Origin of the sequence: Streptomyces sp. NPDC127108 (assembly GCF_042677545.1) — a bacterium.
GTDB lineage: Bacteria > Actinomycetota > Actinomycetes > Streptomycetales > Streptomycetaceae > Streptomyces.
Map to the genome: position 1 here is coordinate 86,636 of NZ_JBHXTE010000005.1, position 26,727 is coordinate 113,362.

The following is a 26,727-nucleotide window of genomic DNA, read 5'->3' on the forward strand; positions in this document are numbered from 1 at the left end:
CAGCATGAGCACATGAAGGAGCCGACATGACGTCACGCCCTCCGTTCCCCCCGTTCGACGAGGAGACGGCACTGCTGAAGGTCCAGGCCGCCGAGGACGCCTGGAACACCCGCGACCCCGAGCGCGTCGCGCTCGCGTACACCGTGGACTCGGTCTGGCGGAACAGGGACCGGTTCCTCACCGGCCGGGACGAGATCACCGCGTTCCTGCGCGACAAGTGGTCCCGTGAGGGCGAGTACGCCTTGCGCAAGGAGCTGTGGGACTTCCACGGCCCCCGGATCGCGGTGCGCTTCCAGTACGAGTGCCGGACCCTGGACGGCCAGTGGTGGCGCAGCTACGGCAACGAGCTGTGGGAGTTCACGGCGGAAGGGCTGATGGCCCGCCGCGAGGCAAGCATCAACGACGTGCCGATCACGGAGGCGGAGCGGCGCATCTTCGGCCCCAGGCCGGAGAGCGAGCGGCGCGCGCCGCTCCCCGTCCACTAGGTCCTGCGTGCCGGGGCCATGGCCACCAGGCCCTGGGGCACGCGGGCGAGGCGGGGCCGGTGCGACACCGGTCCCGCCTCGCTCCGTCGTGTGCCGGGCGCGTCCCGTCAGTCGGTGCGCAGCAGCAGCTTCGTGGCGCCGATCGCCTGCTCCACCGGCAGGAACTCCGGCGGGTTGGCGGGGTCCGTGCGCAGCACGGGGTAGCGCTCCAGGAGCGCGTTGATGGCGATGCGCGCCTCCAGGCGGGCCAGCGGCGCGCCGATGCAGAACTTCATGCCACGGCCGAAGTCCAGGTGCGGGTTGGGGTCACGGTAGGGGTCGAACTCGTGGGGACGCTCAAAGCGCCGCTCGTCGCGGTTGGCCGCGCCGAGCCACAGCGAGACGAGCGAGCCCTTGGGCACCTTGACCCCGGCCGCCTCCGTGTCGGCGGCGGCGATGCGGTACGAGCCCGCGATCGGGCTCAGGAACCGCAGGGTCTCCTCGGCCACGCCCGAGACCATCTCGGGGTTCTCGCGCAGCCGGGCGAAGTGCTCGGGGTGCGCGTCCAGGCACAGCAGCATGTTGCCGAGCAGCGCGCTGGTGGTCGTGTGGCCGATGATGAGGAGCTCGTTGGCGAAGTTCACGACGGCCGCGTCGCTCAGGCCCTCGCCGTCGACCTCCGCCTGGACGAGCTTGGTGAGCAGGTCCTCCCGCGGTTTCGAGCGGCGCTCGTCCACGTGCTGCTGGAGGTAGGCGAGGAACTCCGGTACGTGCCGCAGCGCGGCCGCCACGTCGGCGTCCTCCGCCGACTCCTCGCCGCCCACCGAGATGTCCCCGGCGGCGGCGATCATCTGGTCGACCCACTGCTTGAACAGGCCGCGGTCGCTCTGCGGCACGCCCAGCATCTCGGCGATGACCATGACCGGCATCGGGTAGGTGAGGGCGTCGACCAGCTCCAGCTGGTTGCCGGTGGCGCGCTCCTCCGCCTCGTCGAGGAGACCCTTGGTGATCTCGACGATGCGCGGCTCCAGCTCGGCCACCATGCGCGGGGTGAACACGCCGCTGATGAGCCTGCGCAGCTTGGTGTGGCCCGGCGGGTCCGCCTGCAGGAGCGTGCCCTGGTTGAAGGCGTCGGCGGCCGCGGAGTCACCCATGAGCGCGGCGCTCACGTTGGCCGAGTACTCCTTGGGGCTGCTGTAGACGCCGACGATCTCGTCGTAGCCGTACATGTGGACCACGCCGTTTTCATCGATCTTCACGGGGTGCTCCGGGCTGCGTCCCCACATCCAGAAGTGCAGCGGGTTCAGTCCCCAGCGGTCGGCGAGTTCGGTCATGTTCGTTCGTTCCCTCTCTTCGGGCACTGCTCGGCTTTCGGGGGTTGTGCGCGGTGGGTGGTGTGCGGGGTCCGCGGGCGTACGCGGCCGACGGGGGCCGTCGTCACGCGCCCGCGGCCATGGCCTCGCGCAGGCTCTTGGGCCGCAGGTCCGTCCAGTGCTCCTCGATGTAGGCGAGGCAGGCGGCGCGGTCCGCGGCGCCGAAGACGACGCGCCAGCCCAGCGGGACCTCGGCGAACTGCGGCCACAGGGAGTGCTGTTCGTCGTCGTTGGCGAGGACGAAGAACGTGCCGTTCTCGTCGTCGAAGGGGTTGGTGCTCATGCTGGCTCCCTTGTCCTTAGTCCGTGAGGTGGCGGGTGATGATGGAGCACATCTCGGCCGCGGGCCCGGGCTCGTTCAGGCCCAGGTGCGTGGCGTCGATGTCGTAGGTGTGCAGGTCGCCCTCGATGTGCGGCTCCCAGAAGGCGGCCTGGGCCTCGGGGCTCTGCGTGGCCTTGAAGAACAGGGCCGTGCCCCGGTAGGTCGGCTGGCTGAACTCCCGGACCATCCGGCCGTGCTGGACCATCAGCGCGGCGCCGTTGTCGATGAGCGCCCGCCGGTCGTCGCCGTCCTCCTCGCCCGGCAGGTAGTTCTCCAGGAAGTCCCTGGCCTCGTACAGGTCCAGGCGCGCGTCCTCCTGGGCGGCGAACCAGTCGCCCGGCACGGCGTCGAGGAGGACGACGAGGGGAACCTCGTGGCCCCGGCGCTGCAGCTCCACGGCGACGGCCTGGCCGATCGGGCCGCCGATGGAGTGGCCGACGAGGTGGAAGGGGCCTTCGGGCTGGACGGAGAGGATCTGGTCGGCGTAGTCGGCGACCATGTCCGCGAAGGTCTCCGGCAGGGGCGCCCCGTCGAAGCCGCGCGCCTGGATGCCGTACGCCGGGCGGTCGCCGAGCTGGGTCGCCATGCCGAGGTAGGACCAGCACAGTCCGAAGCCCGGGTGGATGAACCACACCGGCGCCTTGGTGCCGCCGGTCTTCAGGGGAAGGACCACGCCGAACGGGTCGCTGTGCCCGGTGGCTTCGGAGCCCCCGGTCAGGTGCGCGGCCACGTCGGCGACGGTCGGTGACTGGAACACCAGGCGGATCGGCACCTCGACCATCAGGACCGTACGGATGCGGCTGATGAGTTTGGTGGCGAGCAGCGAGTGGCCGCCGAGGTCGAAGAAGTTGTCGTCGATGCCCACCTTCTCCACGCCGAGCACCTGGGCGAACAGGCCCGCGAGCACCTCTTCCTGCGGGGTGCGCGGGGCGCGGTAGGCGGCGCCGCTGACGAGTTCGGGGGCGGGCAGCGCCTTGCGGTCGACCTTTCCGGCGCCGGACAGCGGGATGGACTCCAGGGTGACGAACGCGGCCGGCACCATGTGCTCCGGCAGCCGCTCGGCGGCGAAGGCCCGCAGCGCCTCGGTGTCCGGCCCGTCGCCCTCGGCCGGGGTGACGTAGGCGACGAGGCGCTTGCCGGTGCCCCGGTCGTCGCGGGCGATCACCACGGCCTGGGTGACGCCGGGGTGGGAGGCGATGACGGCCTCGACCTCGCCGGGTTCGATGCGGAAGCCGCGGATCTTGACCTGGGTGTCGGCGCGGCCCTGGAAGACCAGGCCGCCGTCCTCCGTCCAGGCCACCACGTCACCGGTGCGGTACATCCGCTCCCCGGGACCGCCGAAGGGGCAGGCCACGAAGCGCTCCGCGGTCAGGGCGTGCCGCCCCAGATAGCCGCGGGCCAGGCGCGCTCCGGCGACGTACAGCTCGCCGGGGACGCCGGGCGGAACCGGCCGCAGTGCCGTGTCGAGGACGTACAGGCGGGTGTTCTCCATGGGTCCCCCGATCGGCACGGTGCCGGGGATGTTCTCGGGGTCGGTCACGAAGTGGTGGGAGGTCGCCGCGGTGGTCTCGGTCGGGCCGTAGCCGTTGACGACCTGGAGACCGGGGCAGGTGCGCAGCGCCCGCTCCAGCGAGGCCGGGGCCACCACGTCGCCGACCGTCCACACCTCGCGGGCCCCGCGGAACGACTCGGGGCTCTCGTCGGCGATGGTCATGAACAGTCCCGCCGCGAGGGCGAGGCCGGTCACGCCCTGCTCGGAGACGAGCTTCGCGAGGGCCGCGGCGTCCAGGCGTCCGGGCGGGGCGACGACGACCGTGCCGCCGCCGAGCAGCGGGATCCAGATCTCGTACGTCGAGGCGTCGAAGGCCTGCGGGTTGTGCATCAGCACCCGCTCGTGGCGGCCGCTGTGGAAGCAGCTGTCGGCGGCCAGGAGCACCACGTCGCGGTGGGTCGTGCCGACGCCCTTGGGCAGACCCGTCGAGCCGGAGGTGTACATCACGTAGGCGAGCTGGTCGGGGTGTCCCGCGCCGGCCGCGGCGAGCGGTCCCGCGTCGGCCCCGGCGATCTCGGCCGCGGTGCCGGGCTCGTCGATGACCAGGTGCGGGCAGGGGCTGTCGAAGAGACGCTCCGACGTCTCCGCGTCGGTCACCAGGAGCACCGGCGCGGCGTCGCCGAGGAGGTACGCGAGGCGCTCGGCCGGGTAGTCCGGGTCGACGGGCAGATAGGTGCCGCCCGCCTTCAACACGGCCAGTACCGCGGCGACCTGTGCCACCGAACGCGGCAGCGCGAGTCCGACCACCGACTCCTGTCCGACGCCGCGCGCGGCGAGCACCCGGGCGAGCCGGTCGGTCCGCTCGTCCAGTTCCCGGTAGGTCACCCGCTCCTCGCCGAGGGTCACCGCGATCCGGTCCGGACCCTGCGCGGCCTGCTCGGCGAACGCCTCCTGGATGGTCCGTGCGGCCGCCGGGGTGGCCGTGTCGTTCCAGGCGGCGACGACCCGCTCGAGCTCGGCCTCCGGCATCAGGTCGAGCCGGCCGAGCGGGGTCGCGGGGTCGGTGGCCAGCTGCTCCAGGAGACGGCCGAGGCCGGCGGCTATGCGTGCGGCCGTGGCCGGGTCGAACAGGCTCTCCTGGTAGTGCAGGCCCGTGCGCAGGTGCGGGGAGGCCTCCGCGGCGACGCCCATCGGGTAGTGGGCGCCGGTGACGGGGCGGGCCCCGGTGATGGCGATGCCTGCCTCGTCGTGCGCCTCGACCAGGCCCGCCCGGTCGATCGGGTAGGACTCGAAGACCACCATCGTGTCGAAGAGGGTGCCGAGGCCCGCGGCGTCCTGGATGTCGCTCAGACCGTGGTTCTGGTGGTCCATCAGGACGGCCTGGCTCTGCTGGAGGCGGGTGAGCACCTGCGCGAGGGTGTCCTCGGGCGAGTAACGCACGCGCACCGGGAGGGCGTTGATGAACAGGCCCACCATGTCGTCGACGCCGGGCACCTGCGGCGGGCGGCCGGAGACGGTGGTGCCGAACACCACGTCCTGCCGCCCGGTCAGGGCACCGAGCAGCACGCCCCAAGTGCCCTGGACCAGGACGTTGAGGGTGACGCCCAGTTCGGCGGCCCGCTGCGAGAGCAACCGGGACGTCTCCGTGGACAGCGGCACCTCGGCCGACCCGAAGCCGCCGTCGCCGTCGCCGCCGACGGGTGAGCCGCCCGCTCCGGCGAGCATCGTCGGCGTGTCCACGCCGTCCAGCTCGGCGGCCCAGGCGCGGGCCGAGGTGTCGCGGTCCTGCCCGGCGAGCCAGGTCAGGAAGTCCCGGTAGGGGCGTACGCGCGGCAGCTCGGAGGTGTCGCCGTCGGTGCCGTAGGCGCGGATCAGGTCCTGCAGGAGGTGCGGGATCGACCAGCCGTCGTACAGGGCGTGGCTGGCGGTGAAGACCAGCTCCGAGCGGCCCGGCTCCATCAGGACCAGGGTCAGCCGCATCAGGGGCGGCTTCGCCGGGTCGAAGTGGTCCGCGTGGTCGGCGGCGAGCAGCCGTTCCAGCTCGGCGTCGCGCGCCGCGTCGGAGAGGTCGCGCAGGTCCACGACCTTGTACGGCAGTTCGACGCGGTCGCGGATGAGCTGGACGGGCTCGCCCGCCGCGCTGGTCACGAACGCGGCGCCCAGGTTCGGGTACCGGTCGAGGAGGACCTGACCGGCCCTGCGCATGCGCTCGGGGTCGACGTCGCCGGAGAGGTGGAAGGTCAGCTGGACGTGGTAGGCGTCGAACGACGAGTCGGCCATCATGCTGTGGAACAGCAGGCCCGACTGCATCGCCGTCACCGGCCACACGTCCACCAGGCCCGGGTGGCTCTCCGCCCACACTTCGAGGTCGCGCTGGCTGACCTTGACGAGCGGCACGTCCGACGGCGTGAGGCCGCCCGCGTCGGGCCGCTCGGCGTGCCGGGCGAGGCCTTCGAGGGCCGTGCGCCACAGGTCCGCGAGCTGCTGTGCCTCGTCCCGGGTGAGCAGCCCGCCGGGGAAGCCGATGCCCGCGCTCAGCCTCGGTCCGTCCTCGGTGTCGGTGACGTACGCGGTGACTTCGAGGGTGGCCATGGCGGGCATGTCCGCGTCGGGCTGGGCGAACAGGTCGTCCACGTCCGCGGCGGCGGTCCAGCCGAGGCCCCGCAGGCTCTCCGGCATGTCGGCGGCGGCGAACCGGCCGAGGTAGTTGAAGGAGATCTGCCCGGTGCCGTGGCCCTGGAGCGCGGCCGCGGTCTCGGCGTTGAGATAGCGAAGCAGGCCGAATCCGATGCCGTGGTCCGGTACGGCGTTCAGCTGCTCCTTGACGGCCTTGACGGCCCCGCCCGCGGCCCGGCCACCGGTGGCGGCGTCGTCGAGGTCGAAGCCGCCGACGTCCAGGCGTACGGGGAACATGCTGGTGAACCAGCCCACCGTGCGGGACAGGTCCGCGCCCGGTGCGGCGCTCTCCTCACGGCCGTGGCCCTCCAGGCGGATCAGGGCCGAGGAGGCCTCGCGCTCGTCGACGCCGCGTGCGCGCCGCCACTGGGCCAGGGCGACGGTCAGCGCGGTGAGCAGGCCGTCGTTGACGCCGCCGTGGAAGGCGGCGGGCAGCGTGGTGAGGAGCGTGTCGGTCGCGGCCACCGGAAGTTCGAGGTGGACGGTCTCCACGGTGGCGCGCACGTCGAGCGCCGGGTCGAACGGGCGGGACCCGATGGTCGGGTCCGGTCCGTCCAGGATGCGCTGCCACAGCGGGAGTTCGGCGACGCGGTCGGCGTCGGTGGCGTGCTCCTGAAGGGCGTGCGACCAGCGGCGTACGGAGGTCGTGACCGGGGCGAGTTCGGGGGTGCGGCCCTGGTCGAGCTGCTGCCAGGCCTCGGCGAGGTCGGGCAGCAGGATGCGCCAGGAGACGCCGTCCACGGCGAAGTGGTGCAGCACGAGGATCAGGCGTCCGGGCGTACCGGCGCCTTCGGTGTCATCGGACGCGGCGGCGGTGTCGAACCAGACGAACTGGGCCATCACCCCGGCGTCCGGGTCGAGACGGCCCGCCGCCGCGTCCAGCTCGGCCGCGGCACGCTCGTGCCAGTCGGGCCGGTCCCAGCCGTCCCGCCACTGCACGCGGTGGATCAGCGCGGCCGCGTCCACCGTGCCCGGCTCGGCGACCTCCAGGCCCTTGTCGCCGGTGCGGACGAGGCGGGAGCGGAGGATGTCGTGCCGGTCGATCACCGCGCCGAGGGTGGCGGCCAGGCCGTCGTGGTCGATGCCCGCGGGCAGGTCGACCACGGTCGACATGGTGAACCGGTCGCTGCCGCCGCCCAGTTCGAGCAGGTAGTGCCCGATCGGGAGGAGCGGCATGAAGCCGACGCCGCCGCCCTCCAGCTCCTCGAGGACGGTGCCGGTGCGGCCCGCGGCCGCGGCCTCGGCCAGCTCCGCGACCGTGCGCAGCTCGAAGATCTGCCGGGGCGTGACCTCGAGGCCCTGGGCGCGGGCCCGGGAGACCACCTGGATGGAGCGGATGCTGTCGCCGCCGACGGCGAAGAAGTCGTCGTCGACACCGACGCTCTCCAGGCCGAGGACCTCCGCGTACACGGCGGCGAGGGTGTGCTCCTCGGCGGTGCGCGGCGCCCGGTAGGCGCCGCCGGTGAACTCCGGCTCCGGCAGCGCCTTGTGGTCCAGCTTGCCGTTCAGGGCGAGCGGGAGGCGGTCCAGCATCACGAAGGCGGCGGGCACCATGAACTCGGGCAGTCGCGCGGACACGAACTTGCGCAGGTCCCTGGCCTCGACACCGGCGGTGATGTCGTAGTTGTCACCCGTCTCGTCGACCTCCACCGGGACGACGTAGCCGACGAGCTGGGTGCTGCCGCGCACCTCCCGGGCGACCACGGCGGCCTGGGCCACCGCGCGGTGGGCGGTGAGGGCCGCCTCGATCTCGCCGGGCTCGATACGGAAGCCGCGCACCTTGACCTGCGCGTCGCCTCGGCCGACGTAGTCGAGCTGGCCGTCGGCCCGCCAGCGGGCGAGGTCGCCGGTGCGGTACATGCGCGCGCCGGGCCCGCCGAACGGGTCGGGCACGAAGCGTTCGGCGGTCAGCGCGGCCCGCCCGTGGTAGCCGCGGGCCACGTTGCCCGCGACGTACAGCTCGCCCACCACGCCGACGGGTACGGGCGTGAGGCCCGGGCCGAGGACGTAGGCGCGCATGTTGCCGAGCGGGGCGCCGATGGGGGCGCCCGCGGCGCCGGTGCCGTCCTCGGCGATGGTGCTGGTGGTGGCGTAGAACGACTCGGTCTGGCCGTAGGCGTTGACGACGCGCACGCCCGGGATGGCCTCGCGCACCCGCTCCACGAGCGAGGCGGGCAGGGCCTCGCCGGCGAACACCACGGCGTCCGCCGTGATGTCCACGTCGGCCTGGTCGAGCAGCCCGGCGAGGACGGACGGGACGGTGCTGATCACGCCGCCGGACCAGCCGCCCTGCTCACCGATGACGAGGACGTCGCGGACGACCTCGACGGTGCCGCCCTTGGCGAGCGTGGTGACGGTCTCGAAGACGGACACGTCGAAGTTGACCGAGGTGCCCGCCAGGGTGCGGGTTTCCGCGTCGATGCCGACGGACTCCGCGAGGCGCAGCACGCCGTTGACGACGTCCCGGTGCGTGATGGTCACGCCCTTGGGCACGCCGGTGGACCCGGAGGTGTACATCACGTACGCCGCGTTCGCGGGCCGGGCCGCCGTGACCGGGGCGTCCGCGGCGCCGTCCGGCAGGTCGCCGAGGTCTTCGAGGCTCTTGAGGACCAGGGCGGGGCGGGCGTCGTCGAGGATGTGGTCCAGGCGGGTGCTCGGGTACTTGGGGTCGATCGGCAGGTAGGCGCCGCCCGCCTTGAGGATGCCGAGCATGGCCACCACGAGGTCGGCCGAGCGCGGCAGGTTCAGGCCGACGATCGTCTCCGGGCCGACGCCGCGCGCGGCGAGGGCGTGGGCGACCCGGTCGGTGCGGGCCTCCAGCTCGGCGTAGGTCAGCTGCTCCTCGCCGAAGACGACGGCCGTCGCGTCCGGGGTCCGGGCCGCCTGCTCGGCGACGAGCTGCGGCACGGTCAGGTCGGGCGTCTCGGCGGCGGTGTCGTTGAAGCCGCGCAGGACGAGGTCGCGTTCGTGCGGCTCGACGAGGTCGACGGTGGCGACGGGCCGCGCGGGTTCGGCGGCGAGCCGGTCGAGGAGCCGCACGAAGCGGTCGGCGATGGTGCGGGCGGTGTCCTCGTCGAACAGGTCGGTGGCGTACTCCAGGACGCCGAGGACGCCCCGTCCGGGCAGGTCGGCCATGTTGAAGAACAGATCGAACTTGACCGTGTCGTTGGGCACGCGCTCGAACTCGACCTGCAGGCCGGAGAGTTCGAAGTCCTGCCGGTTGAAGTTCTGCCAGGCGAACATCACCTGGAACAGCGGCGAGTACGCCGTGGAGCGCTCCGGGTTGAGGACCTCCACCAGGCGCTCGAACGGCACGTCCTGGTGGTCGTAGGCGGCCAGGGACTTGGTGCGCACCTGGTCGAGGACGTCGTTGAAGGTGGGGTTGCCGTCGAGGCGGGCGCGCAGCACCCAGGTGTTGACGAAGAAGCCGACCATGTCGGTCAGGTTCTCGTCGGTGCGGTTGGCGATCGGCGAGCCGATGGTGACGTCGTCGCCACCGCCGAGGCGGTTCAGGAGCACGGCGAGCGCCGCCTCCAGGACGATCGCCACGGTCGCGCCGCGCTCCCGGGCGAGTTCGCCGATGCCCGCGACGGTGTCGGGGGCGAGGGCGAAGTCGACGTGGGCGCCGCGGTGGCTGGCCTTGGGCGGCCGGGTGCGGTCGGTGGGCAGTTGCAGGGGCTGCGGTACGCCGGTCAGCTCGCCGCGCCAGTAGTCGAACTGGGCGGTCAGGAGGCTGTCGGGGTCGTTCTCGTCGCCGAGGAGGTCGCGCTGCCACAGGGTGTAGTCGACGTACTGGGCGGGGAGTTCGGGCCAGCGGGGTGCCTGCCCGGCGAGCCGGGCCGCGTAGGCGTCGGCGAGGTCCCGGAACATGGGCGCCATCGACGAGCCGTCACTGGCGATGTGATGGACCATCAGGACGAGGACGTGGTCGCGCTCGGCGAGCCGCATGAGGACCGTGCGCACGGGGATCTCCGTGGCCAGGTCGAAGCGGTAGGACGCGAACTCCATGATCTCGGCGGTCAGGTCCGCAGCCGCCACGTCCACGACGGGCACGTCCAGGCGCACCTCGGCGGCCGGGAGCACCCGCTGGTAGGGGGTGCCGTCGGCGTCCTCGGCGAAGAGGGTGCGCAGGCTCTCGTGCCGGGTCACCACGTCGCGTACCGCCGCCGCGAGCGCGTCCGGGTCCAACTCGCCCGTGAGACGCAGCGGGAAGGGCGCGTTGTACGTGGCCGACGGGCCCTCGAACTTGTCGAGGAACCACAGGCGGCGCTGGGCGAAGGACAGCGGCACCTGCTCCGGGCGCGGGTCGACGCGGACCATCGGCGGGCGGGCCCGGTCGCCCTCGGAGAGGTGACCGGACAGGCCAACCACCGTCGGCGCGGCGAACACCGCGCGGATGGGCAGCTCCACGCCGAGGACGGCGCGGATGCGACTCACCAAGCGGGTGGCGAGCAGCGAGTGGCCGCCGAGCGCGAAGAAGTCGTCGTCGATGCCGACCCGGTCCAGGCCGAGCACCTCCGCGAACAGGCCGCACAGCAGCTCTTCCTGCGGGGTGCGCGGGTCCCGTCCCGTGGCCTGGGCCACGAAGTCGGCGACGGGCAGCGCCTTGCGGTCCAGCTTGCCGCTGGCCATCAGCGGCACCTCGGCGATGGCCACCACCGACGCGGGCACCTGGTGCGCGGGAAGGCGCTCGGTGAGGTAGTCGCGCAGCGAGCCCACGAGCGTGCCGATGCGTCCGGCCGCGGCCGGTTCGCTGGCCAGCTCGCGCTCGGCGCGCCCGGCGGGCACGAAGAGGCCCGTCAACTGGTGGGGCAGCTCGGGTCCCTGCGGGAACACCAGCACGTCGAAGCTCTCGGCCACCGCTCCGGACCAGGTCAGGAGCACCGTCCAGCCCTGCTCGGCGGCCTGGTCCCAGACGTCCTGCGGGTCCACGGCCGGACCCGTGACGGCGGGGGCGGTCATCAGCCCCGCGGCGACCGCGAGGTCCACCTCCTCCGTGAGGCGGGCGTTGGGGATGCCCACGACCCGCAGCACCTCGGTGTCCTCGCGAGCGGCGCACAGCTGGGCCAGTTCGCGCAGGTCGCCGACCTGACGGCCCCAGTAGAGCGGGGGCGCCTCGGTGAACTCCACCGGCGCCGCGGGGTGCTTGTGCAGCACGGCCTCGTAGCGGTGGCGGGTGAGTTCGTTGTGGGCGCGGCCGGGCTTGAGGCGGATGTCCACGCCGGCGGCGCCGTGCCGCGCGGCCCACTGGGTGAACCACTCCGGGTCCAGGACCAGTTCCTGCTCCATCAGCATGGCGCGGGTGATCGCGGCCCTGGCCTGCGATGTGGCGGCCTCCGGCTGGTGGGCGTGCTGGACGCCCGCGCGGAACAGTCGCAGGGTGGCGGCGTTGCGGACGTCGCCGACGATGATCCGGCCGCCGGGCGCGAGGAGTTCGAAGGCCTGCGCCAGGACGCGGTCGAGGTAGTCGGCGTCCGGGAAGTACTGCACCACCGAGTTGAGCACGACGGTGTCGAAGTGGCCCTGGGGCAGCCCGGTCACGTCGTCGGCGGCCCGGTGGCGCAGGGTCGCCTTGTCGGCGTACCCGGCCTGCTCGGCCTCGTGGGCGAGGCGCTCGATGACGGCGGAGGACAGGTCGGTGGCCCAGTACTGCTCGACGTGCGGCAGGACGTGTGCCATCAACAGGCCGGAGCCGACGCCGATTTCGAGGACGCGGCGCGGCCCCCGGCTGAGGATCTGCCGGACCGCGGCGTCCCGCCACTCGCGCATCTCGTGCAGGGCGAGCGGCCGGTCGGTGTAGGTGGAGTCCCAGCCGGTGAAGTCCTCGCCCCAGACGGTGTTCGCCGCGGAGTAGACCTGGTCGTAGATGGTCTCCCACTCCTCGACCTGGCGCTCGGCGGCGGCGCTCTGGCCGGTGCCGTCCAGGTGCGGCACCACGTAGCCCATGAGGCGCCGCTCGCCGGCCTCGTCCTCCTGGACCGTCACCACGGCCTGGGCGACGCCCGGGTGCGTGGAGAGGGCGGCCTCGACCTCGGCGGGTTCGATGCGGAAGCCGCGGATCTTGACCTGGGTGTCGACGCGGCCGTGGAAGACGAGGAGGCCCTCCTCGGTCCAGGCCACGACGTCGCCGGTGCGGTACATCCGCTCCCCCGGCGCGCCGAAGGGGCAGGCCACGAAGCGCTCGGCGGTCAGGCCCGGGCGGTTGCGGTAGCCGCGGGCCAGGCGCTCCCCGCCGATGTACAGCTCGCCGGGCACGCCGGGCAGCACCGGCCGCAGCGCGGCGTCGAGGACGTAGACCTGGGTGCTGTCGAGGGGGCGGCCGATCGGTACGACCTCGCCGATGTCCTCGTGGGTGTCCATGTTGTGGATGGAGGTGGCCATGGTGGCCTCGGTGGGCCCGTAGCCGTTGACGACCCGCAGGCCGGGGCAGGTGTCGAGGACGCGCCGCACCAGGGCGGGCGCCACCGCGTCACCGGCCGACCAGACCTCGCGCACGCCGGTGAAGGCCTCGGGCATCTCGTCGGCGATGACCATGAACAGGCCGGCCGTCATGACGACGCCGGTCACGTCGTGCTCGCGCGCGGCCGCGGCCAGGGTGGCCGCGTCCAGGCGTCCCGGCGGGGTGATGACGATGGTGCCGCCGCCGAGCAGGGGGATCCACTGGTCGTAGGTGGAGGCGTCGAAGGCCTGCGCGTTGTGCATGAGGACGCGCTCGTGGTTGCCGCCCGCGTAGCAGCTGTCGGCCGCGAGGCTCACGACGCCCCGGTGGGTCACGCCCACACCCTTGGGGCGGCCCGTGGAGCCGGAGGTGTACATCAGGTAGGCGAGCTGGTCCAGGTGCCCGGCCTGCGCGGAGGCCAGCGGCTCCGTCGAGGCCGCGGTGATCTCGGCGGCCGTGTCGGGCTCGTCGAGGACCAGGAACGGGCAGGGGCTCTCGGGCAGACCGGCGGCGATGCGCGCGTCGGTGACGACGAGGGTGGGGTCGGCGTCGCCGAGCATGAACGCGAGGCGGTCGGCCGGGTACTCGGGGTCGACGGGCAGATAGGCGCCGCCCGCCTTCTCGATGGCCAGGAGCGACACGATCTGCTCCACGGAGCGCGGCAGGGCGAGCCCGACCACGGACTCCTGCCCCACGCCCCGCGCGGCCAGGACCCGGGCCAGGCGGTTGGCCCGCTCGTCCAGGTCCCGGTACGTCAGGGTGCGGGCGCCGTCCACCACGGCGGGGGCGTCCGGGGTCCGCGCGACGTGCGTCTCGAAGACCTGCGGGACGGTCTGCTCGGCGATCGCGGCGGGGGTGTCGTTCCAGTCGGTGAGGATCCGCTTGCGCTCGTCGTCCTCCAGGATGCCGAGGGCGGCCACCGGGGTGTCCGCGTCGCGCGCCAGGAGCTCGAGGATCCGCGCGAGGCGGCCCGCGATGGCGCCGACCTGGGCGGAGTCGAACACGTGCGGCCGGTACTCGATGCCCACCTTCAGGTGCGGCTCGGCGAGCGCCATGACGACCAGCGGGTAGTGCGCGCCGCTGAGCGGGCTGATGCCGGTCAGCTCGATGCCGGCGGCGGCACCGGCCTCGCTGAGGGCGACGGCGTCGATCGGGAAGGACTCGTAGCCGACCATGGTGTCGAAGAGCGTCGGCAGACCCACCGCCTGGTGGATGTCGAGCAGCCCGTGGTGATGGTGGTCGAGCAGCGCGCTCTGGCGCTCCTGCAGCTCGGTGAGGAGCTCCCGCAGGGTGGTGCCCGGGGCGCAGTTCACCCGCACCGGCAGCGAGTTGATGAACAGGCCGACCATCTCGTCGGCCCCCGTGACCTGGGGCGGACGGCCGGAGACCGTGGTGCCGAACACCACGTCCTGGCGTCCGGTCAGGCCCGCGAGGAGGACCGCCCAGGAGCCCTGGATCAGGGTGTTGAGGGTGATGCCGAGGTCGGCGGCCCGGCGCGCAAGGTCGCGGCCCGTCTCCGGGGACAGCGGTACGTCCGCCATGGCGATGCCGGCCGGTTCCGCGTCGCTGTCGGCCGCGCCCGGCGCGAGGAGCGTCGGTGACTCGACGCCGGACAGCTCGGTGGCCCAGGCGCGGGCGGCCGCGCCCTCGTCCCGGTCCGCGAGCCAGGTCAGGAAGTCGCGGTAGTCGCGGATCCTGCCGAGGCCGCTCGCGTCGCCCCCCGAGCCGTACAGGCGCAGCAGGTCCTCCATGACGAGGGGCAGCGACCAGCCGTCGAACAGGACGTGGTGGGCGGTGAAGACCAGCTCCCACCGGTCGGCGGCCAGCTTGACCAGGGACATCCGCACCAGGGGCGCGGTGGCCGGGTCGAAGTGGCGGGCGTGCTCCTCGGCGAGGTGGCGCTTGAGCCGCTGCTCGCGCTCGCCGTCGGGGAGGCCGCTGAGGTCGTACTCGTCCCAGGGCAGCTCGACGTGCTCGTGCACGAGCTGGACGCGGCGGCCGTTGTCGGCCATGACGAACGAGGCCCGCAGGGTCGGGTAGCGCTCCAGGAGCGCCTGTCCGGCGGCGCGCATCCGGGCGCCGTCGACCTCGCCGTTCAGGTGGAAGACGAGCTGCATCTGGTAGGCGTCGAAGGAGGCGCCGGCCAGTTCCGCGTGGAAGAGCAGCCCGTCCTGCATGGCGGTCAGCGGCCAGACGTCGGCGAGGTGCGGGTGGCGCTCCTCCCAGGCCTCGAGCTGCGCCTGGTCGGCGGTGACCAGCGGCACGTCGGAGGGCGTCAGGCCGCCCGCGTCCGGCTGTTCGGCGTGCCGGGCGACGCCTTCGAGGGCCGTGCGCCACAGGGCGGCGAGTTCCTCGGCCTCGGCCTCGGACAGCAGGCCGGAGGGGAAGTCGAGGCGGGCGTCCAGGCGGGGGCCCCGCGGGGTGTCGGTGACGTAGGCGCTCACCGCGAGGGTCGCGAGGGCGGGCATGTCGGCGTCGAGGTCGGCGATCAGCTCGGTGGTGCCGTCGGCCTGGGTGAAGCCGAGGCCGCGCAGGTTCTCGGGCATGTTGCCGGAACCCGTGTAGTGGCCCAGGTAGTTGAAGGAGATCTGCCCGGTGGGGTAGCGCTCCAGGATCTCGGCTGTCTCGGGGTTGAGGTGGCGCAGCATGCCGTAGCCGACGCCCTTGTCCGGCACGGCGAGGAGCTGTTCCTTGACGGCCTTGACGGCGGCACCGGCGGCGCGGCCGCCCGCGAGGGCGTCGTCGACGTCCACGCCCGCCACGTCCAGGCGCACCGGGTAGACGCTGGTGAACCAGCCGACCGTGCGGGACAGGTCCGCGCCCGGTGCCGCCGACTCCTCGCGGCCGTGGCCCTCCAGGCGGATCAGGGTCGAGGCCGACGCGTCGTCGGCGATGCCCCGGCCGCGCCGCCACTTGGCGACGGCGAGGGCGAGGGCGGCGAGCAGGCCGTCGTTCACGCCGCCGCGGAACGCGCCGGGCAGGGTGGTGAGCAGCGTTTCGGTGGCCGCCGTCGGCAGGTCCATGTGCACCGTCCGCACGGTGGCGCACACGTCCACCGCCGGGTCGAACGGCCGCCCGCCGAGGTCCGGGTCGGGGCCGGTGACGATGGCGCGCCAGAGCGCCAGCTCGCCCGTGCGCCGCTCGGTGGCCGCCTCGTCGGTGAGGGCGTGTGCCCAGCGCCGTACGGAGGTGGTGACCTCGGGGAGTTCGGGGGTGTGTCCTTCGCGGACCTGGCGCCAGGCCTCGGCGAGGTCGGGCAGCAGGATGCGCCAGGACACGCCGTCGACGACGAAGTGGTGCAGCAGGATCAGGAGCCGCCCCGGGGCGTCGGTGCCCGTGTCGAACCACACGAACTGCGCCATCACGCCGCGCCGCGCGTCGAGGCGGTCCGCGGCGGCGTCGAGTTCGGCGGCGGCCTGGTCGCGCCAGGCGCCGTCCCAGTCACCGCTCCAGGTGACGCGGCGCAGGAGCGCGCCCGCGTCGACCGTGCCGGGTCCTGTCACGTCCAGTCCGGGGGCGGGCTCGGTCACGAGGCGGGAGCGGAGGATGTCGTGCCGGTCGAGGACCGCGCCGAGGGTGGCGAGCAGGCCGCGCTCGTCGATGCCCGCGGGCAGGTCCACGGTCATCGACATGGTGAACCGGTCGGTGCCGCCGCCCAGTTGGGTCAGGTAGTGCCCGATGGGCAGCAGGGGTACGAAGCCGACGCCGCCGCCGTCCAGCTCGTCGAGGACGGCACGGCCCGGGCCCTCGCCCGCCGCCTGCGCCAGCTCGGCCACGGTGCGGCACTCGAAGATCTGCCGGGGTGTGACGTCGACGCCCTGGGCGCGGGCGCGGGAGACCACCTGGATGGAGCGGATGCTGTCGCCGCCGATGGCGAAGAAGTCGTCGTCGACGCCGACGCGTTCGAGGCCGAGGACCTCGGCGTAGACGGCGGCGAGGGTGTGTTCCTCGGCGGTGCGCGGGGCGCGGTACTCGCCGCCGGTGAACTCCGGCTCCGGCAGCGCCTTGTGGTCGAGCTTGCCGTTGGGCGCCAGCGGAAGGCGGTCGAGCATGACGAACACCGACGGCACCATGAACTCCGGCAGCCGCCCGGCGACGAACCGGCGCAGGTCCCGCGCGGACACGATCGCCGTGAGGTCCAGGTCCAGGTCGCCGAGGCTGGAGACGCTGTCGAGGCCGCCCTCGCCGGAGTCCACCGGCACGACGTAGCCGACCAGTCGGGTGGAGCCGCGGCCGGAGTGGGTGGTCACCACGGCCTGCGCGACGCCCGGGTGGGCGGTGAGGGCCGCCTCGATCTCGCCGGGCTCGATGCGGAAGCCGCGCACCTTGACCTGCGCGTCGTCGCGGCCCGCGTACTCCAGGTGTCCGTCCGGGGTCCAGCGGGCGAGGTCGCCGGTGCGGTACATGCGCGCGCCGGGCCCGCCGTAGGGGTCGGGGACGAAGCGTTCGGCGGTGAGCGCGGCCCGGCCGTGGTAGCCGCGGGCCACGTTGCCCGCGACGTACAGCTCGCCCACGACGCCCGGTGCCACCGGCTCGAGGCCGGGGCCGAGTACGTAGGCGCGCATGTTGCCGAGCGGGGTGCCGATGGGCGCGCTGCCCGTGCCGCTCCAGGTGTCGTCGGCGGTGAAGGTGGTGGCGTAGAACGACTCGGTCTGGCCGTAGGCGTTGACGACGCGCACGCCCGGGATGGCCTCGCGCACCCGCTCCACGAGCGAGGCGGGCAGGGCCTCGCCCGCGAAGACCACCGCGTCGGCCTGGAGCTTCCCGCCGACCTGGTCGAGGAGTTCGGCGAAGACGGAGGGGACGGTGCTGATGATGCCGCCGGACCAGCCGCCGCGCTCGCCGACGACCAGGATGTCGCGCACCACTTCGAGGGTGCCGCCGACGGCCAGCGTGGTGATGGTCTCGAAGACGGACACGTCGAAGTTGACGGAGGTGCCCGCGAGCGTGCGGGTGCCCGCGTCGATGCCGATGGCGTCGGCCAGGCGCAGCACGCCGTTGACGACGTCGCGGTGTGTGATGGTCACGCCCTTGGGCACGCCCGTGGATCCGGAGGTGTACATCACGTACGCCGCGTTCCCGGGCCGCACACGCGGCAGTTCGCCGTCCGCCGCACCCGAGCCGTCCGCGTCGAAGTCGACGTCGTCGACGAACAGCGTCGGCACGTCCGTCGTCGGCAGCACGCCCACGGTGTCGGCGCTGGTCAGGACCAGGCACGGGCGGGCGTCGCGGAGGATGTGGTCCAGGCGGGTGCTGGGGTAGCGGGGGTCGATCGGCAGATAGGCGGCACCGGACTTGAGGATGCCGAGCATCGCCACGACCAGGTCGGCGGAGCGCGGCAGCGCCAGGCCGACGACGTTCTCGGGTCCGGCGCCGCGCGCCATCAGCTCACGGGCGAGCAGCGTGGCCCGCGCGTCGAGTTCGGCGTAGGTCAGTTCGGTGTCGTCGTGGACCACGGCGAGCGCGTCGGGTGTCGCCGCGGCCCGGTCCTCGACCAGGCCCGCGATGCTCACCTCTGGCGTCTGCGCCGACGTCTCGTTGAACGTGCCGAGGACGAGTTCGCGCTCCCCGGCCTCCAGGACGTCCGCGAGGGCGACGGGCCGCTCCGGCGCGTCCACGAGGTGGCGCACCAGGCGGACGTAGCGCTCGGCGACGGCTTCGGCCGTGGACCGGTCGAACAGCTCGGTGGCGTACTCCAGGGACACGGAGAGGCCCGGCTCGTCGGGGTCCGCGAAGCAGCTGAACTCCAGGTCGAACTTGGCGGTCGGCGTCGGCAGGCCGGTGCAGCGGGCGGTGAGGCCGCCGCTGAGTTCGAGGGTGACCGAGCGGTGGGTCTCCCAGGTGAACATCGTCTGGAACAGCGGGTGGTAGGCCGTGGACCGCTCGGGGTTGAGCATCTCCACCAGGCGCTCGAAGGGGGCGTCCTGGTGGTCGTAGGCGGCCATGGCCTTCTCGCGGACCCGGCCGAGCAGGTCCTCGAAGGACGGGGTGCCGGACAGGTCGGTGCGCAGGACCCAGGTGTTGACGAAGAAGCCGACCAGGTCGTCGAGCTGGCTGTCCATGCGGCCCGCGACGGTGGAGCCGATGGTGACGTCCGCGCCCGCGCCGAGCTGCTGCAGGAGCGCCGCGAGCGCCGCCTGGAAGACCATCGGCGCGGTCACGCCGGTGCGGTGGGCGAGCTCCTCGGCGCGGCCGTAGAGCTCCGCGTCGATTCGGAAGTCCACCACGTCGCCGTGGCGTCCGGCCACGGGCGGGCGCGGCCGGTCGGCGGGCAGGCGCAGCGGCTGCGGGACGCCGGTGAGTTCGCCGCGCCAGTAGTCGAGCTGGGTGGCGAGGATGCTCTTGGGGTCGTTCTCGTCGCCGAGCAGGTCGCGCTGCCACATCGTGTAGTCGACGTACTGCACGGGGAGTTCGGGCCAGTCGGGCGCCGCGCCGTCGGCGCGCGCGGCGTACGCGGCGGCGAGGTCACGGACCAGCGGGGCCATGGACTCGCCGTCGGTGGCGATGTGGTGGGCGAGCAGGAGCAACTGGTGGTCCTGGGGGCCGCTGCGGAACAGGGTGGCCCGTACGGGGATCTCCTCGGCCAGCGTGAACGCGTACTGGGCCGCGTCCGTGACGGCCGCGTCCCGGTCGGCGGGCGCCACCTCGACGAGCGGCACGTCCAGGCGGACGTCCTCGGCGGCGACCACTTCCTGAGCCGGTACGCCGTCGGCGTTGTCGATGATCAGGGTGCGCAGGCTCTCGTGCCGGACCACCACGTCCCGTACGGCCGCGGTGAGCGCCGCCACGTTCAGCTCACCCGTCAGCTCGATGAGGAACGGGAGGTTGTATGTGGCCGAAGGACCCTCGAAACGGTCGATGAACCACAGGCGGCGCTGTGCATAGGACAACGGGATCATTTACTTTGCACTCCTGTTCATCTTCTGCAGACGGGGCCGCCTGGTGGTCGATGCCCCCAGGACGGTGCGCGAGAGGTCGGCGACGTCGCGGGAGTCGAGCACCGCGCGGATGGGAACGTCGACGCCGAAGCTGTCGCGGATGTGATTGGTCAGACGGGTGGCGAGCAAGGAGTGGCCGCCCAGGTCGAAGAAGTTGTCGTCGATGCCGACCCGGTCGAGACCGAGCACCTCGGCGAACAACGAGCAGAGCTGCGCCTCCTGCGGAGTGCGCGGGGCCCGCCCGGCGCTCCGCGCGGCGGGCGCGGGGTCGGGCAGGGCCTTGCGGTCCACCTTGCCGTTGGCGGTCAGGGGGATCTCGGCGAGGGCCACCAGGCCCGTGGGCACCAGGTGGGCCGGGAGGAGCGCGGTGAGGTGCTCGCGCAGGGCGGCGTTCAGGGCGTCGGCGCTTCCGGCCGTGCGGGTGCCGGCGGTGACCGCGGCGCCGGTACGGCCTGCCCCGCCCTGTCCCCCGGCTCCGGCGTCCGCCTCCGGTTCCGGCACCACGTAGCCGACGAGTTGCTTGCCCGCCTTGCCCGTGACGTCCCGCGCCACGACCACGGCCTGCGCCACATCGGGGTGGCCCACGAGGGCGGCCTCGACCTCGGCGGGCTCGACGCGCACCCCGCGGATCTTGATCTGGTCGTCGGCGCGCCCGGCGTATTCGAGCTGCCCTTCGGCGTTCCAGCGGGCCAGGTCGCCGGTGCGGTACATGCGCGCGCCCGCCGGACCGTAGGGGTCGGCGACGAAGCGCTCGGCGGTCAGGGTCGGGTGCCGGTGATAGCCGCGGCCGAGGCTGCCCGCCACGTACAACTCGCCGACCACGCCCGGCGGTACGGGGGTGAGGCCGGGGCCGAGGACGTAGGTGCGCATGTTGCCGATCGGGGTGCCGATGGGCGCGCTGCCGGTGCCCTGCCAGGTGTCGTCGGCGGTGAAGGTGGTGGCGTAGAACGACTCGCTCTGGCCGTAGGCGTTGATCACGCGCACGCCGGGCAGGGCCGCGCGCACCTTGGCGACGAGGGACGCGGGCAGTGCCTCACCGGCGAACACGACGGTCCTGAGGCCGGTGATGGTGGCCATCTGGTCGCGGAGTTCGGCGAACACCGACGGCACCGTGCTGATCACGTCGGCGGTCAGGGAGTTCCGTTCGCCGAGGACCATGGCGTCGCGGACCACTTCGACGCAGCCGCCCCGGGAGAGGGTGGTGACGATCTCGAACACGGACACGTCGAAGTTGACCGAGGTGCCGGCCAGCATCCGGGTGGACGCGTCCACGCCCACGCGCCGGGCGAGCCGGGCGACGCCGTTGACCACGTTGGCGTGCGTGATCATGACGCCCTTGGGGGTGCCGGTGGAGCCGGAGGTGTACATCACGTACGCCAGGTGGTCCGGGCTCGGCGGCTCGATCCTGCCGGGGTCGTCGTGCCCCTGCCGGTCCGGCGCGCCCTGGAGGTCCACGTCGTCGAGGTGGAGGCACGGCGTGTCCGTCCTCGGCAGCACGCCGACGGTCGCGGAGTCCGTGAGGATCAGCGCCGGGCGGGCCTGGGCGAGGATGAAGTCCAGGCGGTGGCTGGGGTAGGCGGGGTCGATCGGGAGGTACCCGGCGCCCGACTTGAGGACGGCGAGCATGCCGGTGACGAGGTCCGCCGTGCGCGGCAGGGCCAGGCCCACCACCTGTTCGGGTCCGGCGCCGCGCGCGCACAGCTCACGGGCGAGGACGTTGGCGCGGGCGTTCAGCTCCCGGTACGTGAGGGAGTGTTCGCCGCAGACCACGGCGGTGGCGTCGGGCGTCTCGGCGACCTGCTTCTCGATCAGCTCGGGGATCGTGTGCGCGGCCGTCGGCTCCGCGGTGTCGTTCCACTCGCCGACGATCCGGTGGCGCTCGCCGTCGTCGAGGAGGTCGACGAGGCCCACGGGGGTGCCCGGTGCCTCGGTGAGCCTCGTCAGGACGCGGCCGAGGCGGGTGGCCAGGTCGTCGGCGGCGGCCGCGTCGAGGGCGTGCCGCTGGTACTGGACGGTCAGGCGCGGGTGGGCGCCGTCGGGGTAGACGAACAGGGTCACCGGGTAGTGGCTCGCGGTGAAGGAGCGCAGGCCGCTCACCGCGATCCCGGCGGCCTCGCTCGCCTCGGCGATGCCGGTGCGGTCCAGCGGGAACGACTCGAAGGCGACCACGGTGTCGAAGAGCGCCGCGAGCCCGGTGCCGCGCTGGATGTCGGTGAGGCCGAGGTGGTGGTGGTCGAGGAGGGCGGCCTGCCGGTCCTGGAGTTCCGTCAGGACCGCCGTGAACGGGTTCGCGGGTGCGCAGCGGACGCGTACGGGAACGGTGTTGAGGAACATGCCGACGACGGAGTCCACGCCCGGCAGTGTGGGCGGCCGTCCGGACACGGTCGCGGAGAACACCACGTCCTGCCGTCCGGTGAGCTGGCCGAGCAGGACTCCCCAGGCGCCCTGGACGAGGGTGTTCAGGGTGACGCCCGCCTCGGCGGCGCGGGCGGCGAGTTCACGGACCTGGGCGGGGGCGAGCGGGACGTCGGTCTGGTCGATGCCGGTGCTCGCGGTGTCGAGGGCGGCGGGCGCGATCAGCGTCGGCTCCGTGACGCCTTCCAGTTCGTCGGCCCAGGCGCGGAGGGACTCCTCGGGGTCCTGCCGCTCCAGCCAGGCCAGGTACTCCCGGTAGCTGCGGGCCCGGCCGAGCGTCGAGGCGTCGCCGTCGGCGGCGTAGAGCTGCAGCAGGTCCTGGATGATCAGCGGCAGCGACCAGCCGTCCACCAGCACGTGGTGCACGGTCAGGACGACGGCGTGCCGGCCGCTCTCCGTGGTGATGTGGGCCAGGCGCAGCATCGGCGGCGCGGCCGGGTCGAAGTGGGCCTTGAGGTCCTCGGCGAGGAAGTCCTCGTACGCCGTGGCGCGTTCGGCCTCGGCGTGGCCGGTGAGGTCGAGGTGGCGCCAGGGCACCTCGACGCCGTCGACGACGAGCTGGACCAGGTCGCCGTCGGGGCCGGGCACGAAGGCGACGCGCAGGGCGGGGTGGCGGTCGAGCAGGGCCTGCGCGGCGGTGCGGAGGCGGGTGGTGTCCACGGGGCCTGTCAGGTGCAGGACGTACTGCTCGTGGTAGGCGTCGAAGTCGGATCCGGACTCGGCGACCAGCTTGGAGTGGAAGAGCAGTCCGGACTGCAGGGGCGAGGCCGGCCAGACGTCGGACAGGCCGGGGTAGCGCTGCTCCCAGTCCTCGATGTCGCCCTGCCGGACGGGGGTGAGGAGCACGTCGGAGGGGGTGAGGCCACCGGCGTCGGGGTCGGCGGTGTGCCGGGCGAGGCCGGTGAGGGCGGTGCACCACAGGTCGGCGAGTTCGCGCACCTCCGCGGCGCTGAGCACACCTTGGGGGGCGGTGAACAGGGCGCCGAGGCACGGGCCTTCGGGGGTGTCGGTGACGTGGGCGTTGATGTCGAGTTCGGCGAGGGCGGCCATGCGGGGGTCCTGGCCCGCGTCCAGTTCGGCCAGTTCCGTCAGGCCGGGGGTCTGCGTGAAGCCGAGGCCGCGCAGGTTCTCGGGCATGTCGGCGGCGGCGGAGAAGCGGCCCAGGTAGTTGAAGGAGATCTGGCCGGCCTCGTGGCCCTTGAGGGCGTCGGTGGTCTCGGGGTTGAGGTAGCGCAGGAGGCCGTAGCCCATGCCCTTGTCGGGGATGCCTGCCAGGTGTTCCTTGACGGTCTTGACGACGCGGCCCGCGGCGGCGCCGCCCGCGAAGGCCTCGTCGAGGTCTGTGCCCGCGAGGTCCAGGCGGACCGGGAAGACACTGGTGAACCAGCCGACGGTGCGCGACAGATCGGCGCCCGGCGCCACGGCCTCCTCACGGCCGTGCCCTTCGAGCCGGATCAGCGTGGACGGCTCAGCGACGCCCCGCCCACGCCGCCACCGCGCGACCGCCATCGCCAGGGCGGCGAGCAGGCCGTCGTTCACGCCGCCCCGGTAGGTCGCGGGCAGGGTGGTCAGGAGCGCCTCGGTGACGGCGGGGGGCAGTTGCACCCGCACCTTGCCGAGGGTGGCGACGACGTCGACGGCGGGGTCGAGCCGCCGGGTGCCGAGGACCGGGTCGGGGCCGTCGACGACGGACTTCCAGTGCGCCAGTTCGGCGGTGCGGCCGGGGCGGCCCGCCTCCTCGACGAGGGCGTGCGACCAGCGGCGCACGGAGGTCGCGACCGGCGCGAGTTCGGGTGCCCGGCCCTCGCTGACCTGCTGCCAGGCCGCCGCCAGGTCCGGCATCAGGATGCGCCAGGAGACACCGTCGACGACGAGGTGGTGCAGGGCAAGGAGCAGCCGTCCGGCCCGCTCCGGTCCGGCGTCGAACCAGACGAACTGCGCGACGGTCCCGGCGACGGGGTCGAGGCGCCCGGCGGCGGCGTCCAGTTCGGCGAGCAGCGACTTGTGCCACTCGTCCGCGTCCCACTGGCCCGCGCACTCGACGCGCCGGACGAGCGACGCCGTGTCGACCGACCCCGGGGCCTGGGTGACCAGGCCGCTGAGTACGCCGTCCACCAGGCGGGCCCGCAGCAGGTCGTGCCGGTCGACGACCGCGCCGAGGGTCGCCGCGAGCCCGGCCTCGTCGATGCCCTGGGGCAGGTCGAGGACCATCGCCTGGAGGAACCGTTCGAAGCCGGGGCCGCGGTCGCGCAGCCAGCGCGTCACCGGCAGATGCGGTACGAAGCCGATGCCGCCGCTCTCGAACTCCTCAAGGACCGGGGCGTCCTCACCGGTCCCGGCGGAGTCCGCCGCGTTCGCGGCCGCGCTCTCGGCGAGGTCGGCGACCGTGCGCCGCTCGAAGACCTCCCGGGTGCTGAGCGCCACGCCGCGGGCGCGCGCCCGGGTGACGAGCTGGATGGACTGGATGCTGTCGCCACCGATGACGAAGAAGTCGTCGTCGACGCCGACCCGTTCCACGCCGAGGACCTCGGCGAACAGCGCCGCGAGTATCTCCTCCCGCTCCGTGCGCGGCGCCCGGTAGGCGGCGCCGCGGAACTCCGGCTGCGGCAGCCCCGCCCGGTCGAGCTTGCCGTTGGCCGTGAGCGGCAGCGCGTCGATGACCACGAACGCGGCCGGGATCAGGTACTCGGGGAGGGTGCGGGCCAGGAAGGCGCGCAGCTCGCCGGGGCCGAGGCCCGCCTCCAGGGCGAAGTGGCCCGTGCCGCCGCCGCGTTCGGCCGACTGGGCGGCGTCGGCGGCGGCCGGGACGACGTAGCCGACCAGTTGCTTGCCGCCGCGTCCCTCGTGCGGGACGACCACGGCGTGCGCCACCCGGGGGTGCAGTTCCAGGGCGGCCTCGATCTCGCCGGGCTCGATGCGGAAGCCGCGGATCTTCACCTGGGCGTCCGAGCGGCCCTCGAAGCTCACTTCGCCGTCCGGGGTGCTGGAGACGACGTCGCCGGTGCGGTACATGCGCTCCCCGGGCTCGCCGAAGGGGCAGGCCACGAAGCGCTCGGCGGTCAGGGAGTGGCGGTTCAGGTAGCCGCGGGCGAGGCCCGGGCCCGCCAGGTAGAGCTCGCCGCTGGTGCCGGGCGCCACCGGGCGCAGCGCGTCGTCCAGGACGTACGCGTCGATGCTGTCCATCGCCCAGCCGACCGGGAACGGCTCGGCCACGTCGGCGGGTTCGGACACCGGGCGGCACAGGGCGAACGTCGTCGTCTCGGTCGGGCCGTAGCCGTTGACGACGGTCAGGTCCGGGCAGCCGCGAAGGACCCGCCGCACCGCTTCGGGCGACACCACGTCGCCGCCGGCCCACACCTCCCGCATCCCGGTGAAGCTCTCCGGCCGCTCCTCGGCGACCACCTTGAACAGACCGGCGGACATGAAGGCGGCGGTGACGCGGTGTTCGGTGATGAGGGCGGCCAGGGCGGTCGCGTCGAGGACGCCCGGCGGGGCCACGACGAGGGTGCCGCCGGAGAGCAGGGGCACCCACAGTTCGTACGTCGAGGCGTCGAAGGCGAGCGGGGCGTGCTGCAGGACGCGGGTGTGCGCGCCGCCCGCGTAGCGGCCGTCCAGGGCCAGGGTCACCACGTCGCGGTGGGTGACGGCCACGCCTTTGGGGGTGCCGGTCGAGCCGGAGGTGTAGATGACGTAGGCGAGGTTGTCGGGGTGTCCGTGCATGGTCGCGGCCGGGGCCTGCGGGGCGTCGGTCGTGCGCGGCTCGCTCCGCGCGATCGTCCCGCTCGTGCCGGGCTCGTCGAGGACGAGGTGCGGGACGGCGCTCGGGGGCAGGGTGCGGGCGGACTCGGTGTCGGTCACCAGGACCGTCGGCGCGGCGTCGCCCAGCATGAAGTCGAGGCGTTCGGCCGGGTAGTCGGGGTCGACCGGCAGATAGACGCCGCCCGCCTTGAGCACGGCGAGGACCGATACGACGTACTCGGGCGACCGGCGCAGCGCCACGCCGACGACCGACTCCTGGCGCACGCCGTGCCCGGTGAGCACCCGTGCGAGGCGGTCGGCGCGCTCGTCGAGCTGACGGTAGGTCCACGCGACGTCGGTTCCGCCGACGACCGCCACCGCGTCCGGTGTCGTGGCCGCTTGTCGCTCGAAGAGCGCGGCGACGGTCACGTCGGGGACGGGCAGGGCTGTGGCGGAAGACTCATGGGGGTCGGTCACGAAGGCTCCAGAGGCTCAGAAATTCCGTAGCGGGACGCGGTGAGCGAACAGTTCGCGGCGCCGGTGGGGCGGCGGCGAGCCATGGCAGCGCAACGGAACCCAGCATTCGCCGGTGCCTCGGAGAGCCGTGGAGAAAGGCGGATCGACTCAAAGTGCGGCGCACTTCCGTCGGCCCGGACCGTCTCTCCACTCCCCCATTGGTTTCCGGTCTCGCTTGCCTGCCGGGGAACCGTAACGCAACGAGTTCGGGGCCGTCCGACCACCGGATTTCACCCGTCGGACCGCCCACCGTTCTCAACCTGACGGGCCGTTGCCCGGCACATCGGACGCGTCCTGCGCAGATGGCGTGAATGTCCTTTCTCACGCCTTCACCGCGATGCGTCGCTCGATATT

The 26,727-nt window shown here is 73.3% G+C and carries 5 protein-coding genes; 1 reads left to right on the plus strand and 4 read right to left on the minus strand.

From position 1 onward, the window contains the following. Positions 1 to 26 precede the first annotated feature (26 nt). Positions 27 to 485 carry a nuclear transport factor 2 family protein gene (locus ACFVHO_RS06275; protein WP_385710786.1) on the plus strand — a complete coding sequence of 153 codons (459 nt, stop codon included), beginning with the start codon at positions 27 to 29 and terminating at the stop codon, positions 483 to 485. A 107-nt stretch (positions 486 to 592) separates the two neighbouring features. Here ACFVHO_RS06275 and ACFVHO_RS06280 read toward each other — a convergent pair whose 3' ends face one another. The 4 genes from ACFVHO_RS06280 to ACFVHO_RS06295 form a co-directional block, all read right to left on the minus strand. Next, complete coding sequence (locus tag ACFVHO_RS06280) at positions 593 to 1,798, minus strand: cytochrome P450 (RefSeq protein ID WP_385710788.1); 1,206 nt, start codon at positions 1,796 to 1,798, stop codon at positions 593 to 595. 103 nt (positions 1,799 to 1,901) lie between these two features. Further along, positions 1,902 to 2,120: an MbtH family protein gene (locus tag ACFVHO_RS06285; RefSeq protein ID WP_385710790.1), complete on the minus strand. Its 219-nt coding sequence runs from the start codon at positions 2,118 to 2,120 to the stop codon at positions 1,902 to 1,904. Between the two features lie 16 nt (positions 2,121 to 2,136). Next, positions 2,137 to 19,665, minus strand: a complete 17,529-nt coding sequence (locus ACFVHO_RS06290; RefSeq protein ID WP_385710792.1) for an amino acid adenylation domain-containing protein — start codon at positions 19,663 to 19,665, stop codon at positions 2,137 to 2,139. After that, positions 19,666 to 26,334 carry an amino acid adenylation domain-containing protein gene (locus ACFVHO_RS06295; protein WP_385710794.1) on the minus strand — a complete coding sequence of 2,223 codons (6,669 nt, stop codon included), beginning with the start codon at positions 26,332 to 26,334 and terminating at the stop codon, positions 19,666 to 19,668. Positions 26,335 to 26,727 lie beyond the last annotated feature (393 nt).

Bases quoted from the DNA above. Each gene is read 5' to 3' on its own strand.
- ACFVHO_RS06280 (WP_385710788.1), bottom strand. From the start codon at position 1,798: ATGACCGAACTCGCCGACCGCTGGGGACTGAACCCGCTGCACTTCTGG.
- ACFVHO_RS06290 (WP_385710792.1), bottom strand. From the start codon at position 19,665: ATGATCCCGTTGTCCTATGCACAGCGCCGCCTGTGGTTCATCGACCGT.
- ACFVHO_RS06275 (WP_385710786.1), top strand. From the start codon at position 27: ATGACGTCACGCCCTCCGTTCCCCCCGTTCGACGAGGAGACGGCACTG.
- ACFVHO_RS06285 (WP_385710790.1), bottom strand. From the start codon at position 2,120: ATGAGCACCAACCCCTTCGACGACGAGAACGGCACGTTCTTCGTCCTC.